The sequence below is a fragment of the Bradyrhizobium sp. LTSP885 genome, from assembly GCF_000938305.1.
Classification (GTDB): domain Bacteria; phylum Pseudomonadota; class Alphaproteobacteria; order Rhizobiales; family Xanthobacteraceae; genus Bradyrhizobium.
This window is the reverse complement of sequence record NZ_JYMT01000017.1, coordinates 83,058-103,139: the sequence shown is the minus strand read 5'-3', so window position 1 is coordinate 103,139 and position 20,082 is coordinate 83,058. Positions and strand designations below refer to the sequence as shown.

14 protein-coding genes, 1 tRNA gene, 1 rRNA gene and 1 riboswitch (1 of these 17 cut by a window edge) are annotated in these 20,082 nt (G+C 63.3%); of the genes, 7 read left to right on the top strand and 9 right to left on the bottom strand.

The window, feature by feature from the left end:
• Both UP09_RS10975 and UP09_RS10970 read right to left on the bottom strand, forming a co-directional pair.
• Window positions 1–60: transfer RNA gene (locus UP09_RS10975), tRNA-Ile, on the bottom strand; it reaches 17 nt to the left of the window's first position.
• A 226-nt stretch (window positions 61–286) separates the two neighbouring features.
• Window positions 287–1,777, bottom strand: a 16S ribosomal RNA gene (locus UP09_RS10970).
• A gap of 853 nt (window positions 1,778–2,630) precedes the next feature.
• Here UP09_RS10970 and UP09_RS10965 point away from each other — a divergent pair.
• Window positions 2,631–4,703 (top strand): M23 family metallopeptidase, encoded by a 2,073-nt coding sequence (locus tag UP09_RS10965; RefSeq protein WP_044538172.1) that lies wholly within the window; start codon window positions 2,631–2,633, stop codon window positions 4,701–4,703.
• 50 nt (window positions 4,704–4,753) lie between these two features.
• Here UP09_RS10965 and clpB read toward each other — a convergent pair whose 3' ends face one another.
• Together clpB and UP09_RS10955 are read right to left on the bottom strand one after the other, a co-directional pair.
• Window positions 4,754–7,393: an ATP-dependent chaperone ClpB gene (gene clpB / locus UP09_RS10960; protein WP_044538171.1), complete on the bottom strand. Its 2,640-nt coding sequence runs from the start codon at window positions 7,391–7,393 to the stop codon at window positions 4,754–4,756.
• A 194-nt stretch (window positions 7,394–7,587) separates the two neighbouring features.
• Window positions 7,588–8,154: a helix-turn-helix domain-containing protein gene (locus UP09_RS10955; protein ID WP_044538170.1), complete on the bottom strand. Its 567-nt coding sequence runs from the start codon at window positions 8,152–8,154 to the stop codon at window positions 7,588–7,590.
• Window positions 8,155–8,223: 69 nt separating this feature from the next.
• Between UP09_RS10955 and UP09_RS10950 the strand changes: the two genes are divergently transcribed.
• Window positions 8,224–8,739 carry a GNAT family N-acetyltransferase gene (locus tag UP09_RS10950; protein ID WP_044538169.1) on the top strand — a complete coding sequence of 172 codons (516 nt, stop codon included), beginning with the start codon at window positions 8,224–8,226 and terminating at the stop codon, window positions 8,737–8,739.
• A gap of 70 nt (window positions 8,740–8,809) precedes the next feature.
• Complete coding sequence (locus tag UP09_RS10945) at window positions 8,810–9,586, top strand: MOSC domain-containing protein (protein WP_044538168.1); 777 nt, start codon at window positions 8,810–8,812, stop codon at window positions 9,584–9,586.
• On the opposite strand, the gene UP09_RS10940 is transcribed toward UP09_RS10945, so the two are convergent.
• On the bottom strand, window positions 9,565–10,227 hold the full coding sequence (locus UP09_RS10940) for a TIGR02594 family protein (RefSeq protein WP_044538167.1): 663 nt from the start codon (window positions 10,225–10,227) through the stop codon (window positions 9,565–9,567). The two genes, UP09_RS10945 and UP09_RS10940, sit on opposite strands and share 22 nt — an antisense overlap.
• Before the next feature lie 230 nt (window positions 10,228–10,457).
• Here UP09_RS10940 and UP09_RS10935 point away from each other — a divergent pair, with 230 nt between their 5' ends.
• Window positions 10,458–11,330, top strand: a complete 873-nt coding sequence (locus tag UP09_RS10935) for an alpha/beta fold hydrolase (RefSeq protein WP_044538165.1) — start codon at window positions 10,458–10,460, stop codon at window positions 11,328–11,330.
• A 116-nt stretch (window positions 11,331–11,446) separates the two neighbouring features.
• Here UP09_RS10935 and metW read toward each other — a convergent pair whose 3' ends face one another.
• Window positions 11,447–12,112, bottom strand: a complete 666-nt coding sequence (metW, locus tag UP09_RS10930) for a methionine biosynthesis protein MetW (protein WP_044538164.1) — start codon at window positions 12,110–12,112, stop codon at window positions 11,447–11,449.
• Entirely contained in the window at window positions 12,109–13,317 is a 1,209-nt protein-coding gene (metX, locus tag UP09_RS10925) for a homoserine O-acetyltransferase MetX (RefSeq protein WP_044538162.1), read from the bottom strand. Before metX ends, metW begins: the two co-directional genes overlap by 4 nt.
• Before the next feature lie 85 nt (window positions 13,318–13,402).
• Window positions 13,403–13,482: riboswitch (SAM riboswitch) on the bottom strand.
• 171 nt (window positions 13,483–13,653) lie between these two features.
• Here metX and UP09_RS10920 point away from each other — a divergent pair.
• The 3 genes from UP09_RS10920 to UP09_RS10910 are packed head-to-tail and all read left to right on the top strand — an operon-like array spanning window position 13,654 to window position 16,622.
• Window positions 13,654–14,517, top strand: coding sequence for a chorismate mutase (locus UP09_RS10920; RefSeq protein WP_044538161.1), 864 nt, complete (start codon window positions 13,654–13,656; stop codon window positions 14,515–14,517).
• A 57-nt stretch (window positions 14,518–14,574) separates the two neighbouring features.
• Window positions 14,575–15,672, top strand: coding sequence for a histidinol-phosphate transaminase (gene hisC / locus UP09_RS10915; protein ID WP_044538233.1), 1,098 nt, complete (start codon window positions 14,575–14,577; stop codon window positions 15,670–15,672).
• An 8-nt stretch (window positions 15,673–15,680) separates the two neighbouring features.
• On the top strand, window positions 15,681–16,622 hold the full coding sequence (locus UP09_RS10910; RefSeq protein ID WP_044538160.1) for a prephenate/arogenate dehydrogenase family protein: 942 nt from the start codon (window positions 15,681–15,683) through the stop codon (window positions 16,620–16,622).
• 328 nt (window positions 16,623–16,950) lie between these two features.
• On the opposite strand, the gene UP09_RS10905 is transcribed toward UP09_RS10910, so the two are convergent.
• The gene (locus tag UP09_RS10905) at window positions 16,951–18,507 is read right to left on the bottom strand and encodes a hypothetical protein (protein WP_245301888.1); all 1,557 of its coding nucleotides are present in this window, start codon (window positions 18,505–18,507) and stop codon (window positions 16,951–16,953) included.
• A gap of 286 nt (window positions 18,508–18,793) precedes the next feature.
• The gene (locus UP09_RS10900; RefSeq protein WP_044538159.1) at window positions 18,794–19,981 is read right to left on the bottom strand and encodes a DUF2125 domain-containing protein; all 1,188 of its coding nucleotides are present in this window, start codon (window positions 19,979–19,981) and stop codon (window positions 18,794–18,796) included.
• Window positions 19,982–20,082 lie beyond the last annotated feature (101 nt).

Genomic DNA, 20,082 nt, shown 5'->3' with positions numbered 1-20,082 from the left:
CTTGAACTTCCGACCTCACGCTTATCAAGCGCGCGCTCTAACCAACTGAGCTACAAGCCCCTAACGCTCATCCCTTTCGAGATGTCGGAGCCCGCGGCGCGCAACCGGCTTGCGCCGATGCATCGCACAGCGCGAAAGCTCCTGGCGCGTGTTCGTCCGCGAAGAAAGAGAAACGTAGACGGCGAAATCCCGCCAATGGAGCTCAACGATCTTGCGATCATTGGCCCCTGAATGTTTCTAAAACGATCCGATAGATTGCGTGAGCGATCTGAAGGATCATCCTTAGAAAGGAGGTGATCCAGCCGCAGGTTCCCCTACGGCTACCTTGTTACGACTTCACCCCAGTCGCTGACCCTACCGTGGCCGGCTGCCTCCCTTGCGGGTTAGCGCACCGTCTTCAGGTAAAACCAACTCCCATGGTGTGACGGGCGGTGTGTACAAGGCCCGGGAACGTATTCACCGTGGCGTGCTGATCCACGATTACTAGCGATTCCAACTTCATGGGCTCGAGTTGCAGAGCCCAATCCGAACTGAGACGGCTTTTTGAGATTTGCGAAGGGTTGCCCCTTAGCGTCCCATTGTCACCGCCATTGTAGCACGTGTGTAGCCCAGCCCGTAAGGGCCATGAGGACTTGACGTCATCCCCACCTTCCTCGCGGCTTATCACCGGCAGTCTCCTTAGAGTGCTCAACTAAATGGTAGCAACTAAGGACGGGGGTTGCGCTCGTTGCGGGACTTAACCCAACATCTCACGACACGAGCTGACGACAGCCATGCAGCACCTGTCTCCGGTCCAGCCGAACTGAAGAACTCCGTCTCTGGAGTCCGCGACCGGGATGTCAAGGGCTGGTAAGGTTCTGCGCGTTGCGTCGAATTAAACCACATGCTCCACCGCTTGTGCGGGCCCCCGTCAATTCCTTTGAGTTTTAATCTTGCGACCGTACTCCCCAGGCGGAATGCTTAAAGCGTTAGCTGCGCCACTAGTGAGTAAACCCACTAACGGCTGGCATTCATCGTTTACGGCGTGGACTACCAGGGTATCTAATCCTGTTTGCTCCCCACGCTTTCGTGCCTCAGCGTCAGTATCGGGCCAGTGAGCCGCCTTCGCCACTGGTGTTCTTGCGAATATCTACGAATTTCACCTCTACACTCGCAGTTCCACTCACCTCTCCCGAACTCAAGATCTTCAGTATCAAAGGCAGTTCTGGAGTTGAGCTCCAGGATTTCACCTCTGACTTAAAGACCCGCCTACGCACCCTTTACGCCCAGTGATTCCGAGCAACGCTAGCCCCCTTCGTATTACCGCGGCTGCTGGCACGAAGTTAGCCGGGGCTTATTCTTGCGGTACCGTCATTATCTTCCCGCACAAAAGAGCTTTACAACCCTAGGGCCTTCATCACTCACGCGGCATGGCTGGATCAGGCTTGCGCCCATTGTCCAATATTCCCCACTGCTGCCTCCCGTAGGAGTTTGGGCCGTGTCTCAGTCCCAATGTGGCTGATCATCCTCTCAGACCAGCTACTGATCGTCGCCTTGGTGAGCCGTTACCTCACCAACTAGCTAATCAGACGCGGGCCGATCTTTCGGCGATAAATCTTTCCCCGTAAGGGCTTATCCGGTATTAGCACAAGTTTCCCTGTGTTGTTCCGAACCAAAAGGTACGTTCCCACGCGTTACTCACCCGTCTGCCGCTGACATATTGCTATGCCCGCTCGACTTGCATGTGTTAAGCCTGCCGCCAGCGTTCGCTCTGAGCCAGGATCAAACTCTCAAGTTGGACTTGAAACCTTGAACCGGCTGATCACAACGTTTTGACGAGGTCCCACCATTTTTCATCAACCGAAGCTGACGAGCTGCCCACGATTCACATCGTTGGCAACGATGGTGTAACCTTTAAAACGTGTACCGCCGAAGTCTTTCGTCCACCCTCAGAACGTCAAAAGCCGAAGCTTTCAAGTATTCCGAGAGACGCAAGGACTCCGCCGTCCACGTTTCTCTTTCTTCATCTTTACTTGTCAAACAGCCCGGGATCCGAAGGTCCCACACCCTATTGGGTGGATCTAAACCCCTCATCCGACGGCGATTCACAACCGGTTTACACCGGCTGCTGTTTCGCTCGACGAGTTGAGGAGCATAAAGGGCGCGAATGCTTGCCTTGGCCGGTGGGCCAATGCAGCGCCGCGCTCAGTGGGTGTCTTATAGGCCCGCCCCTTCGGACCTGTCAACACTCATCGTCAAGAAAACGTCGCATGACGACAAACTTTTTTCGGGTGCGGAAAAGTCCTGATTTTTGGGGACCTTGCGCCGCACTTGAGCCATAATCCTGCGACGTTCTGGCTATAACGTAAGCAACGAACCGCTCGAAACCTGTGGGGCCTCGGGTGGTTTTTTCGGGGGAGCAGGCGATTTCTCCAAGAACCCGTCGCCTCTTCCCTTCACGGCCGAGCAACATCGAGAGATCTGCACACCATTGACGTTCGAGATAGCGGCTGACCAATGGCCTTCGTCTCCCGGACTTTGATGCGTGTGGCTCGCCACGCTGCCGCAAACCCTTTCTAAGGGGTTAAAGGCAGGGTACGAGGACGAGCTGAAAGCGATCGCATGTTGATGGAATTTGGGGGGATACAGGGTTGAGCCAACGGGCGTCACGCGGGAGCGGCTTTGGGCGCGAGACCGGGATGATTGATCTCGGTCATGAACCGCCGCTTTCCGTCGACGGCACCGAGGCTGCGGTGATCGATCGCCGCCGTGTCTCCGTGCAGTGGTTCAGCGGCACTATTCTCACCGGTCTGTGCGGCGCGGCTCTTATCGGCGGCGCCGTTTTTGCGTCGCTCGACGGCGAGATGACTTTCGCCAAGGTGCCGGAGCGCGTCGAGGGCGCGCTGCGCGGCGCATTCGGCGCCAATGATCGGGCCGTCAGCCTGCACAAGGGCGATCGGCTGCCGCCGCCGAGCGAATCCTCGGCTTCCCGCAGCATGGTGCGCGTTTCGACCGTCACACGTGTCGGCAATCGCGACGTGATGCGGGTGCGGCCTTTCATCCGTATTTCCGGCAATCTCTCGATGACCACGAGCGACCTGTCGGCCAAGATCCCGCCGTTCAACGCGCAGCGCATGCTGACTGACGTCGGCGCCGAAACGTCGATCACGGCCGAGGATCCGAACGCAAACGCGGCCGACGCCGCCGAGCCCGACGCCGAGGTCTCCTTCGTTACCAAGGATCTCGCGACCGTGCTGCCGAAGGCGAAGCTTGCCGCCGTCGTCGCGCTCGACGACGTCTTGATGCGGGTGCGCGATGCCGCCAACTGGCGTGGCGCCGGCGGTTCGGTGCGCTACACGCTCGCCAATGCCACGGCAGATGCGACCGGCGCCGGACCCGACATGAAGATGGCTTACGCCAGCGAGGGCAATGTCTCCGATCCCTATGCCGGCTTCGAAACCCGCGTGGTGCCGGAGAACGTCACCCTGCTGCCGAAGACAAAGGACCAGGTCACCGGCGGCAATCCGACCGGCGAACGGGTCCACCTCGTCAAGAAGGGCGACTCGATCCCCTCGATCCTGCGCGACCAGGGCGCGACCCCGGACGAGGCCAAGGCCATTGCAGCAACGCTCGGGCCCCGCGGCCGCGACGGCGGCCTGAAGGAAGGCCAGAAGGTACGGATCCTGATGGCGCCGTCCGCTCCGGGACTCCGGCTCCAGCCCTATCGCGTGATCGTCGCCAACGATTCGGTCGTCGAAGCCGTCGCCGCGCTGTCCGACATGGGCAAATATGTCGCCGTCGACGTGCAGAGCATGAACACCGTCACCGATACCGCGGATAATTCCAAGGACGACGATGACGAGGATGATGGTACCGGCGTGCGGCTCTATCAGAGCATCTACGAGACAGCGCTGCGCAACAAGGTGCCGTCGACCATCATCGAGGACATGGTCAAGATCTATTCCTATGACGTCGACTTCCAGCGCAAGGTGCAACCCGGCGATTCCTTCGACGTGTTCTATGCCGGCGAGGACGAGGGCGTTGCCAGCACCGAAAAGACCGAGGTGCTGTACGCCTCGCTGACCGTGGGCGGCGAGACCAAGAAATATTACCGCTTCCAGAGCTCCGACGACGGACTCGTCGACTACTATGACGAGACCGGCAAGAGCGCCAAGAAGTTCCTGGTGCGCAAGCCCGTCGCCAACGCGATCATGCGTTCGGGCTTCGGCGGCCGCCGCCACCCGATCCTCGGCTATGTGAAGATGCACACCGGCGTCGACTGGGCGACCGCCTATGGCACGCCGATCTTCGCCTCCGGCAACGGCGTGCTCGAGAAGGTCGGACCCGAGGGCGGCTACGGCAAATATATCCGCATCAAGCACGCCAACGGCTACGAGACGGCCTATGGCCACATGTCGGCCTTCGCCAAGGGCATGGAGATCGGCAAGAAGGTGCGGCAGGGCCAGGTGATCGGCTTCGTCGGTTCGACCGGCCAATCGACCGGTCCCCACGTCCACTATGAAATCCTGGTCAACGGCCGCTTTGTCGACCCGATGCGCGTGAAACTGCCGCGCGGCCGTTCGCTCGAAGGCCCGATGATGGCGAGCTTCGAGAAGGAGCGCGACCGGGTCGACGCCCAGATGAACAGCCGCGGCAGTTCGCGCGTCGTCTCCGAGGCGACGAGTATCGCCACGCCACAGACCCGCTCCATCAGCAACCGCTAAAATCAAGCGCCCTCCCCGCGGCTTGCGGAGAGGGCGTCCGTCTCGAACGGTCAGTTCAGCTTGCGCTTCGGAACCGGCGCGTCGAACTGCACGATCTCGGCGGGCTTTGGCACCTCGCCGTTGAAGGTCAGCACGTTGCCCTTGGCCGAGATCACGACACGATCGCCGTCCCTGACCTCGCCGGCCAAAATCATCTCGGCCAACGGATCCTGCACGCTGCGCTGGATCACGCGCTTCAACGGGCGGGCGCCGTAGGCCGGATCCCAGCCCTTGTCCGCCAGACAGTCCCGCGCCTTGGCGTCGAGCTCCAGCACGATCTTGCGATCCTCCAGCAGCTTGGTGAGCCGGGCGAACTGGATCTCGACGATCCGGCCCATCTCGTTGCGCTGCAGGCGATGGAACAGGATAATCTCGTCGACGCGGTTCAGGAACTCCGGCCTGAAATGCGCCCGCACCACGCCCATCACCTGGTCGCGCACCGCTGAGGTATCCTCGCCTTCCGGCTGGTTCACCAGGAAGTCCGAACCGAGGTTCGAGGTCATGATGATCAGCGTGTTGCGGAAGTCGACGGTGCGGCCCTGACCATCGGTCAGGCGGCCGTCATCGAGCACCTGCAGCAGCACGTTGAAGACATCGGGATGCGCCTTCTCGATCTCGTCGAACAGCACGACCTGATAGGGCCGACGCCGCACGGCTTCGGTGAGCGCACCGCCCTCATCGTAGCCGACATAGCCCGGAGGCGCGCCAATCAGCCGCGAGACCGAGTGCTTCTCCATGTATTCCGACATGTCGAGCCGGACCATCGCGGTCTCGTCGTTGAACAGATACGCCGCAAGCGCCTTGGTCAGCTCGGTCTTGCCGACGCCGGTGGGACCCAGGAACATGAACGAGCCCATCGGCCGGTTGGGGTCCTGCAACCCGGCGCGCGACCGGCGCACCGCGGTTGCCACCGCACGCACGGCTTCGGCCTGGCCGACCACGCGGTTGGCGAGACTGCCCTCCATCTTCAGGAGCTTGTCCTTTTCGCCCTCGAGCATCTTGTCGACTGGCACCCCGGTCCAGCGCGAGACGACCTGCGCAATGTGGTTGGCGGTCACCGCCTCCTCCATCATCTCGCCAGCGTTTTCGTTGGCCTCGGTATCGGCGAGCCGCTTTTCAAGCTCTGGGATCCGCCCATAGGCGAGCTCACCCGCACGCTGGAATTCGCCTTTGCGTTGCGCGTTGGCAAGTTCGGTGCGCAGGGCATCGAGTTCGCTCTTCAGCTTTTGCGCGTTGGAGAGCTTGTTCTTCTCCGCGCTCCAGCGCGAGGTCAGCGCCGCCGATTTCTCCTCGAGATCGGCGAGTTCCTTTTCCAGCGTCTGCAGCCGGCTCTTGGAACCGGGATCACTTTCCTTCTTCAGCGCCTCCTGCTCGATCTTGAGCCGGATGATCTCCCGGTCCATCGAATCAAGCTCTTCCGGCTTGGAATCGACCTGCATCTTCAGCCGCGCCGCCGCCTCATCCATCAGGTCGATGGCCTTGTCGGGCAGGAATCGGTCGGTGATGTAGCGATTCGACAGCGTGGTCGCGGCCACCAGCGCGGAGTCGGTGATGCGGACGCCGTGGTGCTGCTCGTACTTGTCTTTCAAGCCGCGCAGGATCGAAATGGTATCCTCGACGGTGGGCTCAGGCACGAAGATCGGTTGGAACCGCCGCGCCAGCGCGGCGTCCTTTTCGACATGCTTGCGGTACTCGTCGAGGGTGGTCGCGCCGATGCAGTGCAGCTCACCGCGGGCGAGCGCGGGCTTCAGAAGGTTGGACGCGTCCATCGCGCCGTCGGCCTTGCCGGCGCCGATCAGCGTGTGCATCTCGTCGATGAACAGGATGATGCCGCCCTCGGCGGACGTGACCTCCTGCAACACGGCCTTCAGCCGCTCCTCAAACTCTCCGCGGTATTTTGCGCCCGCAATCAGCGAGCCCATGTCGAGCGACAGGAGTTTTTTGTCCTTCAGGCTCTCCGGCACGTCGCCATTGAGGATACGCAGCGCCAGCCCCTCGACGATCGCGGTCTTGCCGACGCCGGGCTCGCCGATCAGCACGGGATTGTTCTTGGTTCGCCGCGACAGCACCTGGATGGTGCGGCGGATCTCCTCGTCGCGGCCGATCACCGGGTCGAGCTTGCCGTCACGCGCCGCTTGCGTGAGATCACGGGAATATTTCTTCAGAGCGTCATAGGCATTCTCCGCGGTCGCAGAGTCAGCAGTGCGGCCCTTGCGCAGCGATTCGATCGCCGCGTTGAGGTTTTGCGGCGTGACGCCGCCCTTGCTGAGGATGTTGGCGGCCTCGCTGTTCTTCTCGAGCGCGAGCCCGAGCAGCAGCCGCTCCACGGTAACGAAGCTGTCGCCGGCCTTGTCGGCGGCTTTCTCTGCCGCATCAAAGGCGCGCGCCAGCTCCGGAGCCAGGTAGACCTGCCCGGCACCGTTGCCTGAGACTTTCGGAAGCTTGTTGAGCGCCTCTTCGGTCGCTTTCAGGATCGCGCGGGAATTGCCGCCAGCGCGGTCGATCAGACCGCCGGCGAGCCCCTCGCTGTCGTCCAGCAGCACTTTCAGCAGATGCAACGGCGAGAATTGCTGGTGGCCATCGCGCGTTGCGAGCGACTGGGCGGACTGGATAAATCCGCGCGCACGCTCGGTGTACTTCTCAATATTCATTCGTTTTTCCCTCGGCCTGCCGTCACCACCCTATCAGGCATGGTTCCGGCATCTTCATTGGGTTTCCGCGGGCCGCGTTGACGTTCCTCAACCAGCCTCTGGTCGTCGCCATCATTTTTCAGGCTTGCCGCAGATGTGGGCACTTGGTTTCAAAACGGAAGAGCCACAGCTCGCGATTTCGCCCGGTGAATCAGTCAGCGCCGCACGACAGCGACGAGGTAGCGGCAGGACTGAGCAGTTTCGTTACGGAAGACAATGTCCGACGGCGGCCCGAGTTCGACGCGGTCGCCCGCGGCAAGCTCGTGGCTGATAGCCCCCTCCATCAAGGTGAGGCGTCCACTGATGACCCAGACCACCTGACGGATCAGGTGATAGGCACTGGCGGGAAAGCCGACCTCCTGACGGGCAGGCAGTTCGATCTCCACCAGTTCGAGCGGATTGGCAGGATGAAGAAACACCTGCCGCCGCAGATAAGCGGCCTTCGGATCGCGCCAGACGGGTTGATCCTTGGCCCGCTGGAAACGAGCATGGACGGGCGCGACCGCCTCGAACAGGGCGGCCATGGTCAGGCCGTAGGCCGTCGCGATCCGCGACAGGGTCGCGGCCGTCGGGCTGGCCTCGGTCCGCTCGATCTTGCTCAGCATCGCCTTGGAGACGTCGGCCCGCCCGGCGAGTTCCGCCAGCGACCAGCCGCGCGTCTCCCGCTCTGAGCGGATCCGCCGCCCGAGGCCATCGCCCGCCTTGTCCTCTATAATTGACATATCGTCTTATATAGTGGATGATCCGCCCGCTTCAAGACCCAATCCGAGGAACTTGCCGAGGAACCTGTGATGACCATCCGCCCTGCCACCGAACAGGACATTCCCGCGATCACCGCGATCTACAATGACGCCGTCGCCAACTCGAATGCGGTCTGGACCGAGAAGCAGGACACCGAGGCCGAGCGGCTGGCCTGGATGAAGGCGAGGCAGGCGCTGGGCTATCCGGTGCTGGTCGCCGCCGAGGGATCGACCGTGCTCGGCTATGGCACCTTCGGCGATTTCAGGGCCTTTCCGGGCTACCGCTACTGCGTCGAGCACAGCGTCTACATCCACGCCGACCATCGTGGCCGCGGGCTCGGGCGCATCATCGTCGACGAGCTCGTGGCCGCCGCCACCGCGCTCGGCAAGCACGTCCTGATCGCCGGGATCGACGGCGGCAATCCGGCCTCGCTGCGGCTGCACGCGCAGGCGGGTTTTGTCGAGGTTGGGCGCATGCCGGAACTCGGACGCAAGTTCGGCCGGTGGCTCGATCTGGTCTTCATGCAGCGGATTCTCGACGCGCCGGGCGCTGTACGTTCCGATTGATCGCCTGCGTCTCGGGGCAGTATTCCTCGTGCACCAAACAGGATAATGCGGGCACCTGGAAGGAACGCGCATGTCCTCAGCCAAGATCACCGGTATCTACCGCTATCCCGTCAAGGGCCTCACCCCGGAGCCGCTGTCACGCGCCGAGCTGAATATCGGCCAAACGCTGCGGTCCGACCGCCGCTACGCGATCGAGAATGGTCCCAGCGGCTTCGACCCTTCCACACCAAAATGGCTGCCGAAGCCGCATTTCCTGATGCTGCAGCGGGACGAATGGCTGGCGCCGCTGCGTGCCCATTTCGACGATGACAGCCATGTGCTGACACTGCGCCGGGATGGCGCGATGGTCGCCCAAGGTGACCTCGAGACCGCCGCGGGCCGCGCCGCGATCGAACGCTATTTCGCCGACACGCACACCAGCAGGATCAAGGGCCCGCCGAAAGTGCTGGTGAGTCCCGGCCACAGCTTCTCCGATGTCCCCCGCAAGGTGATCTCGATCATCAATCTCGCGAGCCTGCGCGCCATCGAGACCCTGGTGCAGGCGCCGGTCCATCCGTTACGCTTCCGCGCCAATTTCTATGTCGAGGGCTGGCCGGCCTGGCATGAAGCCGGCCTGCTCGACCAGACGATCGCGATCGGCAGCGCACGGGCGAAGGTGGTGAAGCGCATCACCCGTTGCGCTGCCGTCAATGTCGATCCCGACACTGGCGCACGCGACCTCATGGTCCCGCAGGCGCTGATGCAGCGCCTCGGTCACAATGAATGCGGCATCTATGCCGAGATCATCACCGACGGCGGTGCCGCTGTCGGTGACACCATTGACGCTCAGCTCGTCGGCATCACGTAGGCGTAGATCCGGCCGCGCGACACCGGCGCCTCGCGGACGCGGTTGCCGTTGTTGCCGGAGATCATGATCGGATTTCCGTTCGCGTCGACCCCGGTGATGATGCCGACATGGCCGCCACCGCGGCGGCCCATCACGGCGATGGCGCCGACCTGCGGGCCTGAAATGCGCTGGCCGTATTTGGCGAACGAGCTCGCCATGTCGGAGCCGGTGCCGTGATAGCCGGATTTCTGCAGCACCATGTTCATGAACCGCGCGCACCACAGGCTGCCGCGACCGGTCGGGTTGCCGCCGATATATTGGCGCGCTTCAGAGACGATGCCGGACGAGCCGAAGCTGCTTGCTTCCGCCACGCCGCCGGTGTTGGGCACCGTCGCGCCGGACATCGCGGCCGCATTGGCGTCAGCGAAGCCGAACGTCTGCGTTTGCGCAGCGCCACGCTCCGCGCGCGACAGCCGTGCCGCATGCCGATAGTGGTGACGGGCATAATGCCGCGCGTGATAGCCGGCATGGGCCGAATGCGCGTGGCGCGAATGATACGGTCGTGCCGAAGCCGGAGCGACTGAAATGAGGGCGAGAGTGAGCGAAACCAGAGCCAGCGCGACAAGACGAAGCGGCCGGCGATACGCAAGCAACTGAACCATACTCGATGAGATCCTCTGTAACACCCCCGGTTCCCCGACCGCGTTCCTTGCGAAACGCGGCGGTGGTTTTGAGTGCCGGGATGTGGCGAGAGGACGATTTCATGCGGCGCTGGGACAACGATTTCTGGGTCATTCCGCGAAGATTCGATGACGAAAAGAGCCGGAACTGCCGCATTGCAGCCTCGGAAATTAACTGCAAATCTGGAGCCGGCCCACGAGAGGAAAGTTCAATGCCCCATGCCATGACGAAAGATAATGTCCGCCTTTATTTCGAAGAGGCAGGCCACGGAACCCCGATCATTTTCCTGCACGAGTTCGCGGCGGATCACACCAACTGGGAACCGCAGCTGCGCTATTTCTCGCGTGGGCACCGCTGCATCGCCTATTCGGCGCGCGGCTACACGCCCTCGGACGTGCCACTGAGCGCCGACGTCTACACCTACCAGCATTTCTACACCGACGCGCTCGCGGTGCTCGACCACCTCGGAATCGAGAAGGCGCATTTCGTCGGCCTCTCGATGGGCTCCTATTCCTCATTGCAGATCGGCCTCAACGCGCCGGAGCGCGCGCTTTCGATGACGCTGGCCGCCGTCGGCTCCGGCTCCGGCCTCGAGAACCTCGACGCTTTCCGTGCCCAATGCCGCGCCAATGCCGAGCAGTACGAGGCGATCGGCTCGGTTGAGGTTGCCAAGGTGACGCGCGAGGCACCGAGCCGGATTCCGTTCCTGCTGAAGGATCCGCGCGGCCACGCCGATTTCTACGCCGCGCTGGCACGCCATGATGCCAAGGGCTCGGCGAACACGATGCGCAGTTTTCAAGGCGGCCGGCCCTCGATCTACACCATGACAGAAGCAATCCGGAAGGTGCCAACGCCGGCGCTGATACTGTGCGGCGACGAGGACGACAATTGCGTCGCGCCGAGCCTGTTCCTGAAGAAGCATTTGCCGGCCGCGGGCCTCGCCTTCTTTCCGAAGGCGGGCCATGTGCTCAATCTCGAAGAGCCGGCGCTGTTCAACGAAATGGTGGAACGCTTCATTGGGCTGGTGGAGGCCGCGCGCTGGCCGGTGCGCGATCCGAGATCGATGGTCGCAGTGCCAGTGTGAGCCGTCATTCCGGGGCGATGCAACGCATCGAACCCGGAATCTCGAGATTCCCCGATGCGCAATTGCGCATCTGAGGTCTGGTCCTTCGGACCATCCCGGAATGACGCCAAGGGCAATCACTTCCCTTTCGTGCCCCGGCTGAGCAGGAACACGCCCTGCTCGCCGAACATATTCCAGACCCACCAGGGCAGATTGAGCGGCACCGGGCGGCCGTAGAGATCGAGCGCGACCGCGCGCTCCATCTTGACGTTGATCTCGCCGCACAGCTCCACGAAATCCTTGATGGTGCAGAAATGGATGTTTGATGTGTCGTACCAGGTCGCCGGCAGGTTCTCGGTGCGCGGCATGTGGCCGCCGATCAGAAGCTGCAGCCGCATCTTCCAGAACCCGAAATTCGGGAACGAGACGATGGCGCGCTGGCCGATGCGCAGCAGGTTTTCCAGCACCACCCGCGGCTGCCGCGTGGCCTGCAGCGTCTGCGACAGGATCACATAGTCGAAGGCATCGTCGGGATAGTTGACGAGGTCGGTGTCGGCGTCGCCCTGCACCACCGCGAGGCCCTTGGCGACGCAGCGGTTGACGCCTTCGCGCGACAGCTCGATGCCGCGGCCGTCGATACCGCGGGTCTCGAGCAATTGCAGCAACTCGCCGTCACCGCAGCCGACGTCGAGCACGCGCGAGCCGGCACGAACCATGTCGGCGACCAGCAGATGATCGGTGCGATAGCTTCCGGTTCGCTCGGGCGTGACGCCCTGCAATGGCAATGTGTGCTGGATGTTCATGACTGGCCGTCGCTATCGTTAAGTCCGCGCGCCTTGCCTGCTGAGTGCAGAAAGGCGCGGACGATATCGAGGAATTCGGGCACGTCGAGCAGGAAGGCATCGTGGCCGCGATCGGTCTCGATCTCGGCAAACGACACCCGCGCGCTCGACGCATTGAGCGCGTGCACCAGCGCACGCGATTCCGAGGTCGGAAACAGCCAGTCGCTGGTGAAGGACACCACGCAGAAGCGTGTCTTGATGCCGGTGAACGCCTTCGCCAGCACGCCGTCGTGGTCGCCGGCGATATCGAAATAGTCCATCGCGCGGGTCAGATAGAGATAGCTGTTGGAGTCGAAGCGCTCGACAAAAGACGAGCCCTGGTAACGCAGATAGCTCTCGACCTGGAAATCCGCATCGAACGAGAAGGTCGGCAGCTCGCGGTCCTGCATCCGCCGCCCGAACTTGCGATGCAGCGCGGCGTCCGAAAGATAAGTGATGTGCGCGGCCATCCGCGCCACGGCGAGGCCGCGGTGCGGATGCGTGTCCTCGTCGACGTAGCGGCCGCCGCGCCAATCCGGATCGGCCATCACCGCCTGCCGGCCCAGCTCATGGAACGCGATATTCTGCGCCGAGTGGCGCGTCGAGCAGGCGATCGCCAGCGTCGAGAACACGCGCTCAGGATAGGCCGCGGTCCATTGCAGCGCCTGCATGCCGCCCATCGAGCCGCCGACCACGCAGAACAGCGTGGTGATGCCGAGGCGATCGATCAGCATCGCCTGCGCACGCACCATGTCGGGGATCGTGATGATCGGAAAATCGAGTCCCCACACCTTAGCTGTAGCCGGATTGATCGAGGCCGGCCCGGTCGAGCCCATGCAGCCGCCGATCACGTTGGAGCAGATGATGAAGTACTTGCTCGGATCGAGCGGCTTGCCGACACCGACCATGGTGTCCCACCAGCCGCCCTTGCCGGTGACGGGATGGATATTGTTGACGTGCTGATCGCCGGTCAGCGCGTGGCAGACCAGGATCGCGTTGGAGCGATCAGCATTCAGTTCGCCATAGGTCTGGTAGGCAATCTGGAATGGTGCGAGATCGACGCCGCAATCGAGTTTCAAGGGCTGGTCCATGCCGAACTTCGCCACCAAAGACGACGGATGATCCGTCTCATGGGCACGATCATCGCTGTGGATCGGCGGGCTCGTTATTGGACGCACGTTGCTCATGTAGGCGACCTCGCCTCCACGCGGGAGGCCTCGAACGGAGATCAGGCCATAAAAAACCCGGCCTGAACAAAAGGTTCGGCCGGGAGCTGATGCGTCCCCGGCCTGTTTAGCGAGTTGTTTAACGTGGCTGCAAGCCGGCCGGCTCAAATGACCACGGAGTACGGCAAAGCTAGTCCTCGGTCCTCCCGTCGTCAAGACAGCCCGGCCCAGGGGCATGGTTAACCCTGTCAGCGCAGGGCTGAGCCGCGACGTTTCTCTTTGCTTTCGGCGCCCGTCTTTTCTAATCAGAGCCCTGTCTGACGCGGCATCGGGCCGCCCGGACCTCAAGGTTTTCCGATGTCCAAGCCACCCCCGTCGCCGCCTTCGCTGCAGGAGCTGCGCAAAGAGATCGACGCAATCGACGAGCAGGTTCACCGCCTGCTGATGGCGCGCGGCGACATCATCGACCGCCTGATCCAGGTCAAGCAGACCCAGGAGGTCGGCTCGGCGTTTCGCCCGGCGCGCGAGGCCAGCATGATGCGCGAGCTTGTCCGGCGCCATCGCGGCATCCTGCCGCTCGACACCATCGAGAGCATCTGGCGCGTTATCATCTCGACGTTCACTTACGTCCAGGCGCCGTTCGCGGTGCATGCCGACGTCTCGGTCGGCGAGCCCGCGATGCGCGACTCGGCACGGTTCCATTTCGGCTTCGTGGTGCCTTACGTCGCGCATTTCAGCGCGCAGGCCGCGGTCGAAGCGGTAGCGAAATCCAAGGGCGACCTCGCGCTGGTCTCCGCGATCTCGAGCCGCACGCCGTGGTGGAACGCGCTCGAGGCTGATGGCGCGCCGAAGATCATCGCGCGATTGCCGTTCCTCGAACGCGCCGACCACCCGGCCGCGCTGCCGGTGTTCGTGGTCTCGCGGGTCGCCGACGACGCCATGGTCACCGAAGTCCAGATGTGGAGCGTGCGCGTCTCCGGCTGGAACGCCGACGTCGCACGCGCGCTGGCGCCGCTGGCCGAGATTGTCGCGGTGCCCGACACCGCCTTCGACGGCGCGGCCCTGCTGGTCTCGGTCACGGGGCAAGACCCTCATAAAAGCGGCTTTGAGATCATCAAGCTCGCTTTGATCAAGGCCGGCGCCTCGGTCCGCTCGTCGGCCCTCGTCGGCAGCCACGCAACGCGCTATACGGTTCCCACCAACGGGTCCGCCAAGATCTGACGTAAGATTTGAAGCAAGATTTGACCTAAGAGCTAGCCCGCCTATCCGGAGTTGAAGATGTCCCGCCCCGTGCCGAATCCCGGCATTCTCGATATTGCGCCCTACACGCCCGGCAAGAGCCCGGTGCCGGAACCGGGCCGCAAGGTGTTCAAGCTGTCCGCCAACGAGACGCCGTTCGGCCCGTCGCCGAAGGCGATGGAAGCCTACAAGCACGCGGTCGACCATCTGGAGGATTATCCGGAAGGCACCTCGCGCGTGCTGCGCGAGGCGATCGGGCGCACTTACGGCCTCGATCCCGACCGTATCATCTGCGGCGCCGGTTCCGACGAGATCCTCAATTTGCTCGCCCACACCTATCTCGGCCAGGGTGACGAGGCGATCTCGACCACCCATGGCTTCCTGGTCTACCCGATCGCGACGATGGCGAACGGCGCGAAGAACGTCGTCGCGGCCGAAACCAACTTCACCGCCGATGTCGATGCGATCCTCAAGGCGGTGACGCCGCGCACCAAGCTCGTGTGGCTCGCCAACCCGAACAATCCGACCGGCACCTATCTGCCGTTCGACGAGGTCAAGCGGCTGCACGCCGGCCTGCCCTCGCACGTGGTGCTGGTGCTCGACGCCGCTTATGCCGATTACGTCTCGCGCAACGACTACGAGATGGGCATCGAGCTGGTGGCGACCACCGAGAATACCGTGGTGGCGCACACCTTCTCGAAGATCCACGGCCTTGCCGCATTGCGGATCGGCTGGATGTTCGGCCCGGCGCATATCGTCGATGCCTGCAACCGCATCCGCGGTCCGTTCAACGTCTCGGCGCCGGCGATGCTGGCGGCGGCGGCGGCGATCGAGGACAGTGCACATGTGCAGATGTCGAAGAGCCACACCGAACAGTGGCGCAACTGGCTGACCGAGGAGATCGGCAAGCTCGGCCTCAAGGTGACGCCCAGCGTCGCGAACTTCGTGCTGATCCATTTCCCGACCGAGAAGGGCAAGAGCGCGGCAGAGGCCGACGCCTATCTCACCAGGCGCGGCCTGGTGCTGCGGGCGCTCAACAATTACAAGCTGCCGCATGCGCTGCGCATGACCATCGGCACCGAGGAGGCCAACCGCCTCGTGGTCGAGGGCCTGCGCGACTTCCTGGCCGGAAAGTGACTGTTGACGTGACGACAACTCCGATCTTCAAACGCGTCGCGCTGATCGGCTTCGGCCTGATCGGCGGCTCGATCGCGCGCGGCGCCCGCGCGCAGGGACTGGTCGGTGAGATCGTGACCACAGCGCGCTCGGAGAAGACGCGTGCCCGCGTCGCCGAGCTCGGCATCGTCGACCAGGTGGTCGCGACCAATGCGGAGGCCGTCAAGGATGCCGATCTCGTCATCCTCTGCATTCCCGTCGGCGCCTGCGGCCCGGTCGCGGCCGAGATCGCTGAATACCTCAAGCCCGGCGCGATCATTTCCGACGTCGGCTCGGTGAAGGGCGCCGTCGTCAAGGACATGGCGCCGCATCTGCCTGATGGCGTGCACTTCGTGCCGGCACATCCGGTCGCCGGCACCGAGCATTCCGGTCCGGATTCCGGCTTTCCCGAGCTCTTCATCAACCGCTGGTGCATCCTGACGCCGCCGGAAGGAACCGATCCTGCCGCGACCGAGCGGCTGCGCGCGTTCTGGGCCGGGCTCGGCGCCAAGGTCGAGATCATGACGCCGGATCATCATGATCTCGTGCTGGCGATCACCAGCCATCTGCCGCATCTGATCGCCTACACCATCGTCGGCACTGCCGATGAGCTGGCGCAGGTGACGGAATCCGAGGTGATCAAATTCTCCGCCGGCGGTTTTCGCGATTTCACCCGCATCGCAGCCTCCGATCCGACGATGTGGCGCGACGTGTTCCTCGCCAACAAGGACGCCGTGCTGGAGATGCTCGGCACCTTCACCGAGGATCTCGCAAAACTCACCCGCGCGATCCGGCGCGGCGACGGCGAGGCGCTGTTCGATCACTTCACCCGCACCCGCGCCATCCGCCGCGGCATCGTCGAGATCGGCCAGGACTCCGCCGCCCCCGACTTCGGCCGCCCGCACGCGAATCTGGCAAACAAGGCGGAGTGATGCGTGCGATGCGAGACTGATTGCGCGGCAATCACCCCATCGTCGTCCTGGCGAAAGCCAGGAACGACATCGAATTCGTTGCGCGCTCGAACGTGAAACGCCGTCATTGCGAGGAGCGATAGCGACGAAGCAATCCATCGCTCCGCATGTGTGGAGAGATGGATTGCTTCGCTTCGCTCGCAATGACGGAAGACATTAAGGGATTGCGAGAGCGATGCGCTCGTCGATCGTCTCGCCCGGGGCTACCCCTCTCCCCAACCCTCCCCCGCAAGGGGCGAGGGAGCCCGAGCTGCGTGCCCACCTCACATACGCGCATCGTCGTCATGCCCTAGAAAGGGTAGTACCGAATCTGCGTCATGATGATGTGGTCGTCGCTCTTCGGCGCACCGCCGACGCCTGAGAACGCGAAGCGCTGGGTGTAGGAATACTGGGCGCCGGCCTTGATGGTGCCGTAGGCGCCCTTGAAGATCGTGTCGTAGAAGCCCGCGGTGTACTGCCTGACCTCGGACGTGTTGCCGTTGCAGGTCGCGGCCGGCGAATTTTCGGTGTTGCAGCCGAGATTGTTGTAGAGCGGATTGCCGTAGCCGAACGGCACCGTGCCGACATCGGAGAACGTCGCCTTGGTCTTCTCCAGACCCGCATAGGCATAGAGATCGAGCGACGGTGTCGTATGCCAGACCGTCCCCACAAGGAATGCCGTGATCGGCAATGGCTGGATCGAGCCGTCCTGCCGCACAGTCACGTCCGGAAACGGGGTTGCCGTGAAGCGGCCGAGCGCGCCATAGGAGGCCGAGGCCTGCACGTCCAGCGTCTTCGGCACGATCTCGGCCGAGAGGTGACCGCCGAAGCTTACGGTGTTGACGTCGTGATTGGCGAAGTTGAAACGATCGTAGAAGTCGCGATACTCCGCCCAGCCCTCGACATGCAGTCTGTAAGGCCCGAGCCGCGGATCCCACGCCGCTTTCACCGTGAGGTCGGGAATGTGGTTCAAGCTGACATTGTTCGCGTTGTTGAAGAAGCTGCCGCCCGGCCCGGTCAGGTTCACCAGCAGGTTCGGATTCAGCACGCCCTGCGGCCCGGCCGCCGGCGTGCCGACCAGCGGCGTGTTGCCGCCGAAGAACGATGTCTGCGGATTCTCGGCCGAGACGGCGAGTTTGAACTCGGGCCCGATGTCCTGCCAGACGCGGACACCGGGCTGCCGCGCGCCGAGGAAGCCCGGCACCAGTTCGAAATCGATCACACCGGGCGTCTCGGCCACGCGCGGATCGATGCCCGCCTTGCTCGGCGTGTTCAACGACCAGGACTGGCCGGCGAGGACATGCAGGCCGAGATCGGTGCGGTCGATCTCGATGCTCGCCTGCCGCAGCCGCGGATTATAGGAGTTGGTCGCGACCGAATTTGCGGTCTGCGCCGCGCCTTCGAAATCGATCTCGCCAAAGCCCGCGATATGGGTGTTCGCGGTCGCGTCGGCTTCGGCAAGCATCGAGAAGCGGGTCTGGCGCGCGGAGAAGCGCTGCTCGCCGGTGTTGTAGTTCTTGCTCTGCGGGAACGGAATGAAGTTGAAGACCGAGCCGGTATCGGAGGCAAGATTGCGGCTGCGATAGATGCCGGTGAGGTCGATCCAGCCACCGAAAGTGAAGCTGACGCCCTTGTAGCAGAGCTTGCCGGACGCACAGGGATCAAACGGCGACGGCGCCTTGGTCGCGATCTGCGCGTCCACTCTTGCGGCCTGCACCTCCTGCTTGCGCGCCTGCGACTCCATGCGCTGCTCGAGCTGCTTCAGGCGCGCTTTCAACGCGCGCAGCTCCGACGCATCGTCGTCAGCCCATGCGGGCCCGGCCACCAGCAGAATGCCGCCGAGCAGGATTCCCGTGAGTACTCTCATACGTCGCCTCCCACACCAGGTTGTTTCCCCGGTGGAGAGAGCGGCGGTCAGGCGGCGATATTCGCGGGGTCGCGTAAGATTGCGGTCACGTTTTTCTTATTGCGACGGCGGGAATACTTCACCGTGAACCGCGATATCGCGCGCGAGGAATATCGAGTGCGTAGCTCCATCCTCCGTCATTGCGAGCAAAGCGAAGCAATCCATCGCGCCGCATACGACGAAGCATGGATTGCTTCGTCGCTATGCTCCTCGCAATGACGGGACGGCTTTCACGATGTGAATACGCTCAAAACAGCGGCGGAATCTGTCCGACCTTCAGCGGGCCCAAAAGCACCGCGCCGTCGGCAAAGCGGAGCGGGAAGCTGCGGGCCTTCTTGCCCTCGAGCACGGCGTCGGTGCCGAGCGAATTGATGCCCGCAGTCAGGCCGGCATTGGCGTTCTGCTTGATCGCCTTGCCGAGCCCGGGAATCGCGCGATCGAGCGCGCCGAACAGATTGCTGATGTCCTGGCTCTTCACGCCCGGCGCGACGCGATCGAGCGTTGCCTGCGGCACGCCCTCCTCCAGCATCTTGTCGATGCCGAGCGCGGGAATCACGCGCTCGAGGCCGGCGACCGTCATCTGCAGCTCGCCGTCGATGCGGCCATTGGCGTTGAGACGCAGGGTGCCGGCGGCGACCGAGAGCAGATCGCCCTGCTCGATCCGCGACTGCATGATCTCGATGCTGCCGCCGGCGGCCTGGATCTCGCGGAAGCGCTGCGGCCAAGGTTTCGGCGAAAAATCCTTCAAGCCGTTCAGCCGCGCATGGATATCGGCGTTGAACGGCTGGGTCAGCAGCGGATGCACATCCTGCAGGGTGCCACCCGCGATCTGCAGCACGGTTTCGATCGCCGGATTGTCCGGGGTCGGGCCGTCGACCTGCCGGCCATGCAGCTCGACATGACCCGCGCGCGCAACCGGTGCCGGCGTCGCGCCGCCGATCCGGTCGATGGCGAGATCGTCGAACACCAGCGAGGCACGCTGCGGCACCGCCGGCAGGCCGACCACGCTGCTGCGGCCCTTGCTCCAGTTGATCGACAGCGACGGCGGCGCGCCGTGCTCGGCCAGCGTCGCCGGCGCCTTGAATTCCGCGATCACGAGCTTGGGATCGTAGATCTGCGCCACCACCAGGATCTCGGCGAGCCGCGCGACGAACGAGGTCTGTGGCGAGGCGGTCTGCGAGACCAGCGTCACGCTCGGGTCGGCGCAGCGGATCTCGAGCCGGAACGGGTAACCTGCCACCGAGCGGTTGCCGCAATCATAGTCCCGACCGGCCTTGGCCTCCTGCGCGCGCCAGGCGTCGGCCTGCACCCCGACCTGGGAGGCGGCATAGAACCAGAATCCGGTCCACGCCACCGCAGCGATGAGGACCAGGACGGGTACGAAATAGAGGCCGAAACGCGAGCGCCGGCGCGGTGCAATGGTCATGTCAGACATGCGGCGTCCTTTGGCGTGCGAATTTGTCAAAATCGAAGCGGCAAAGCGGCGCCGAAAGCGCTAGGAATTCACTTCGTTTCCCCCGCGTGTTCTGATAGCCC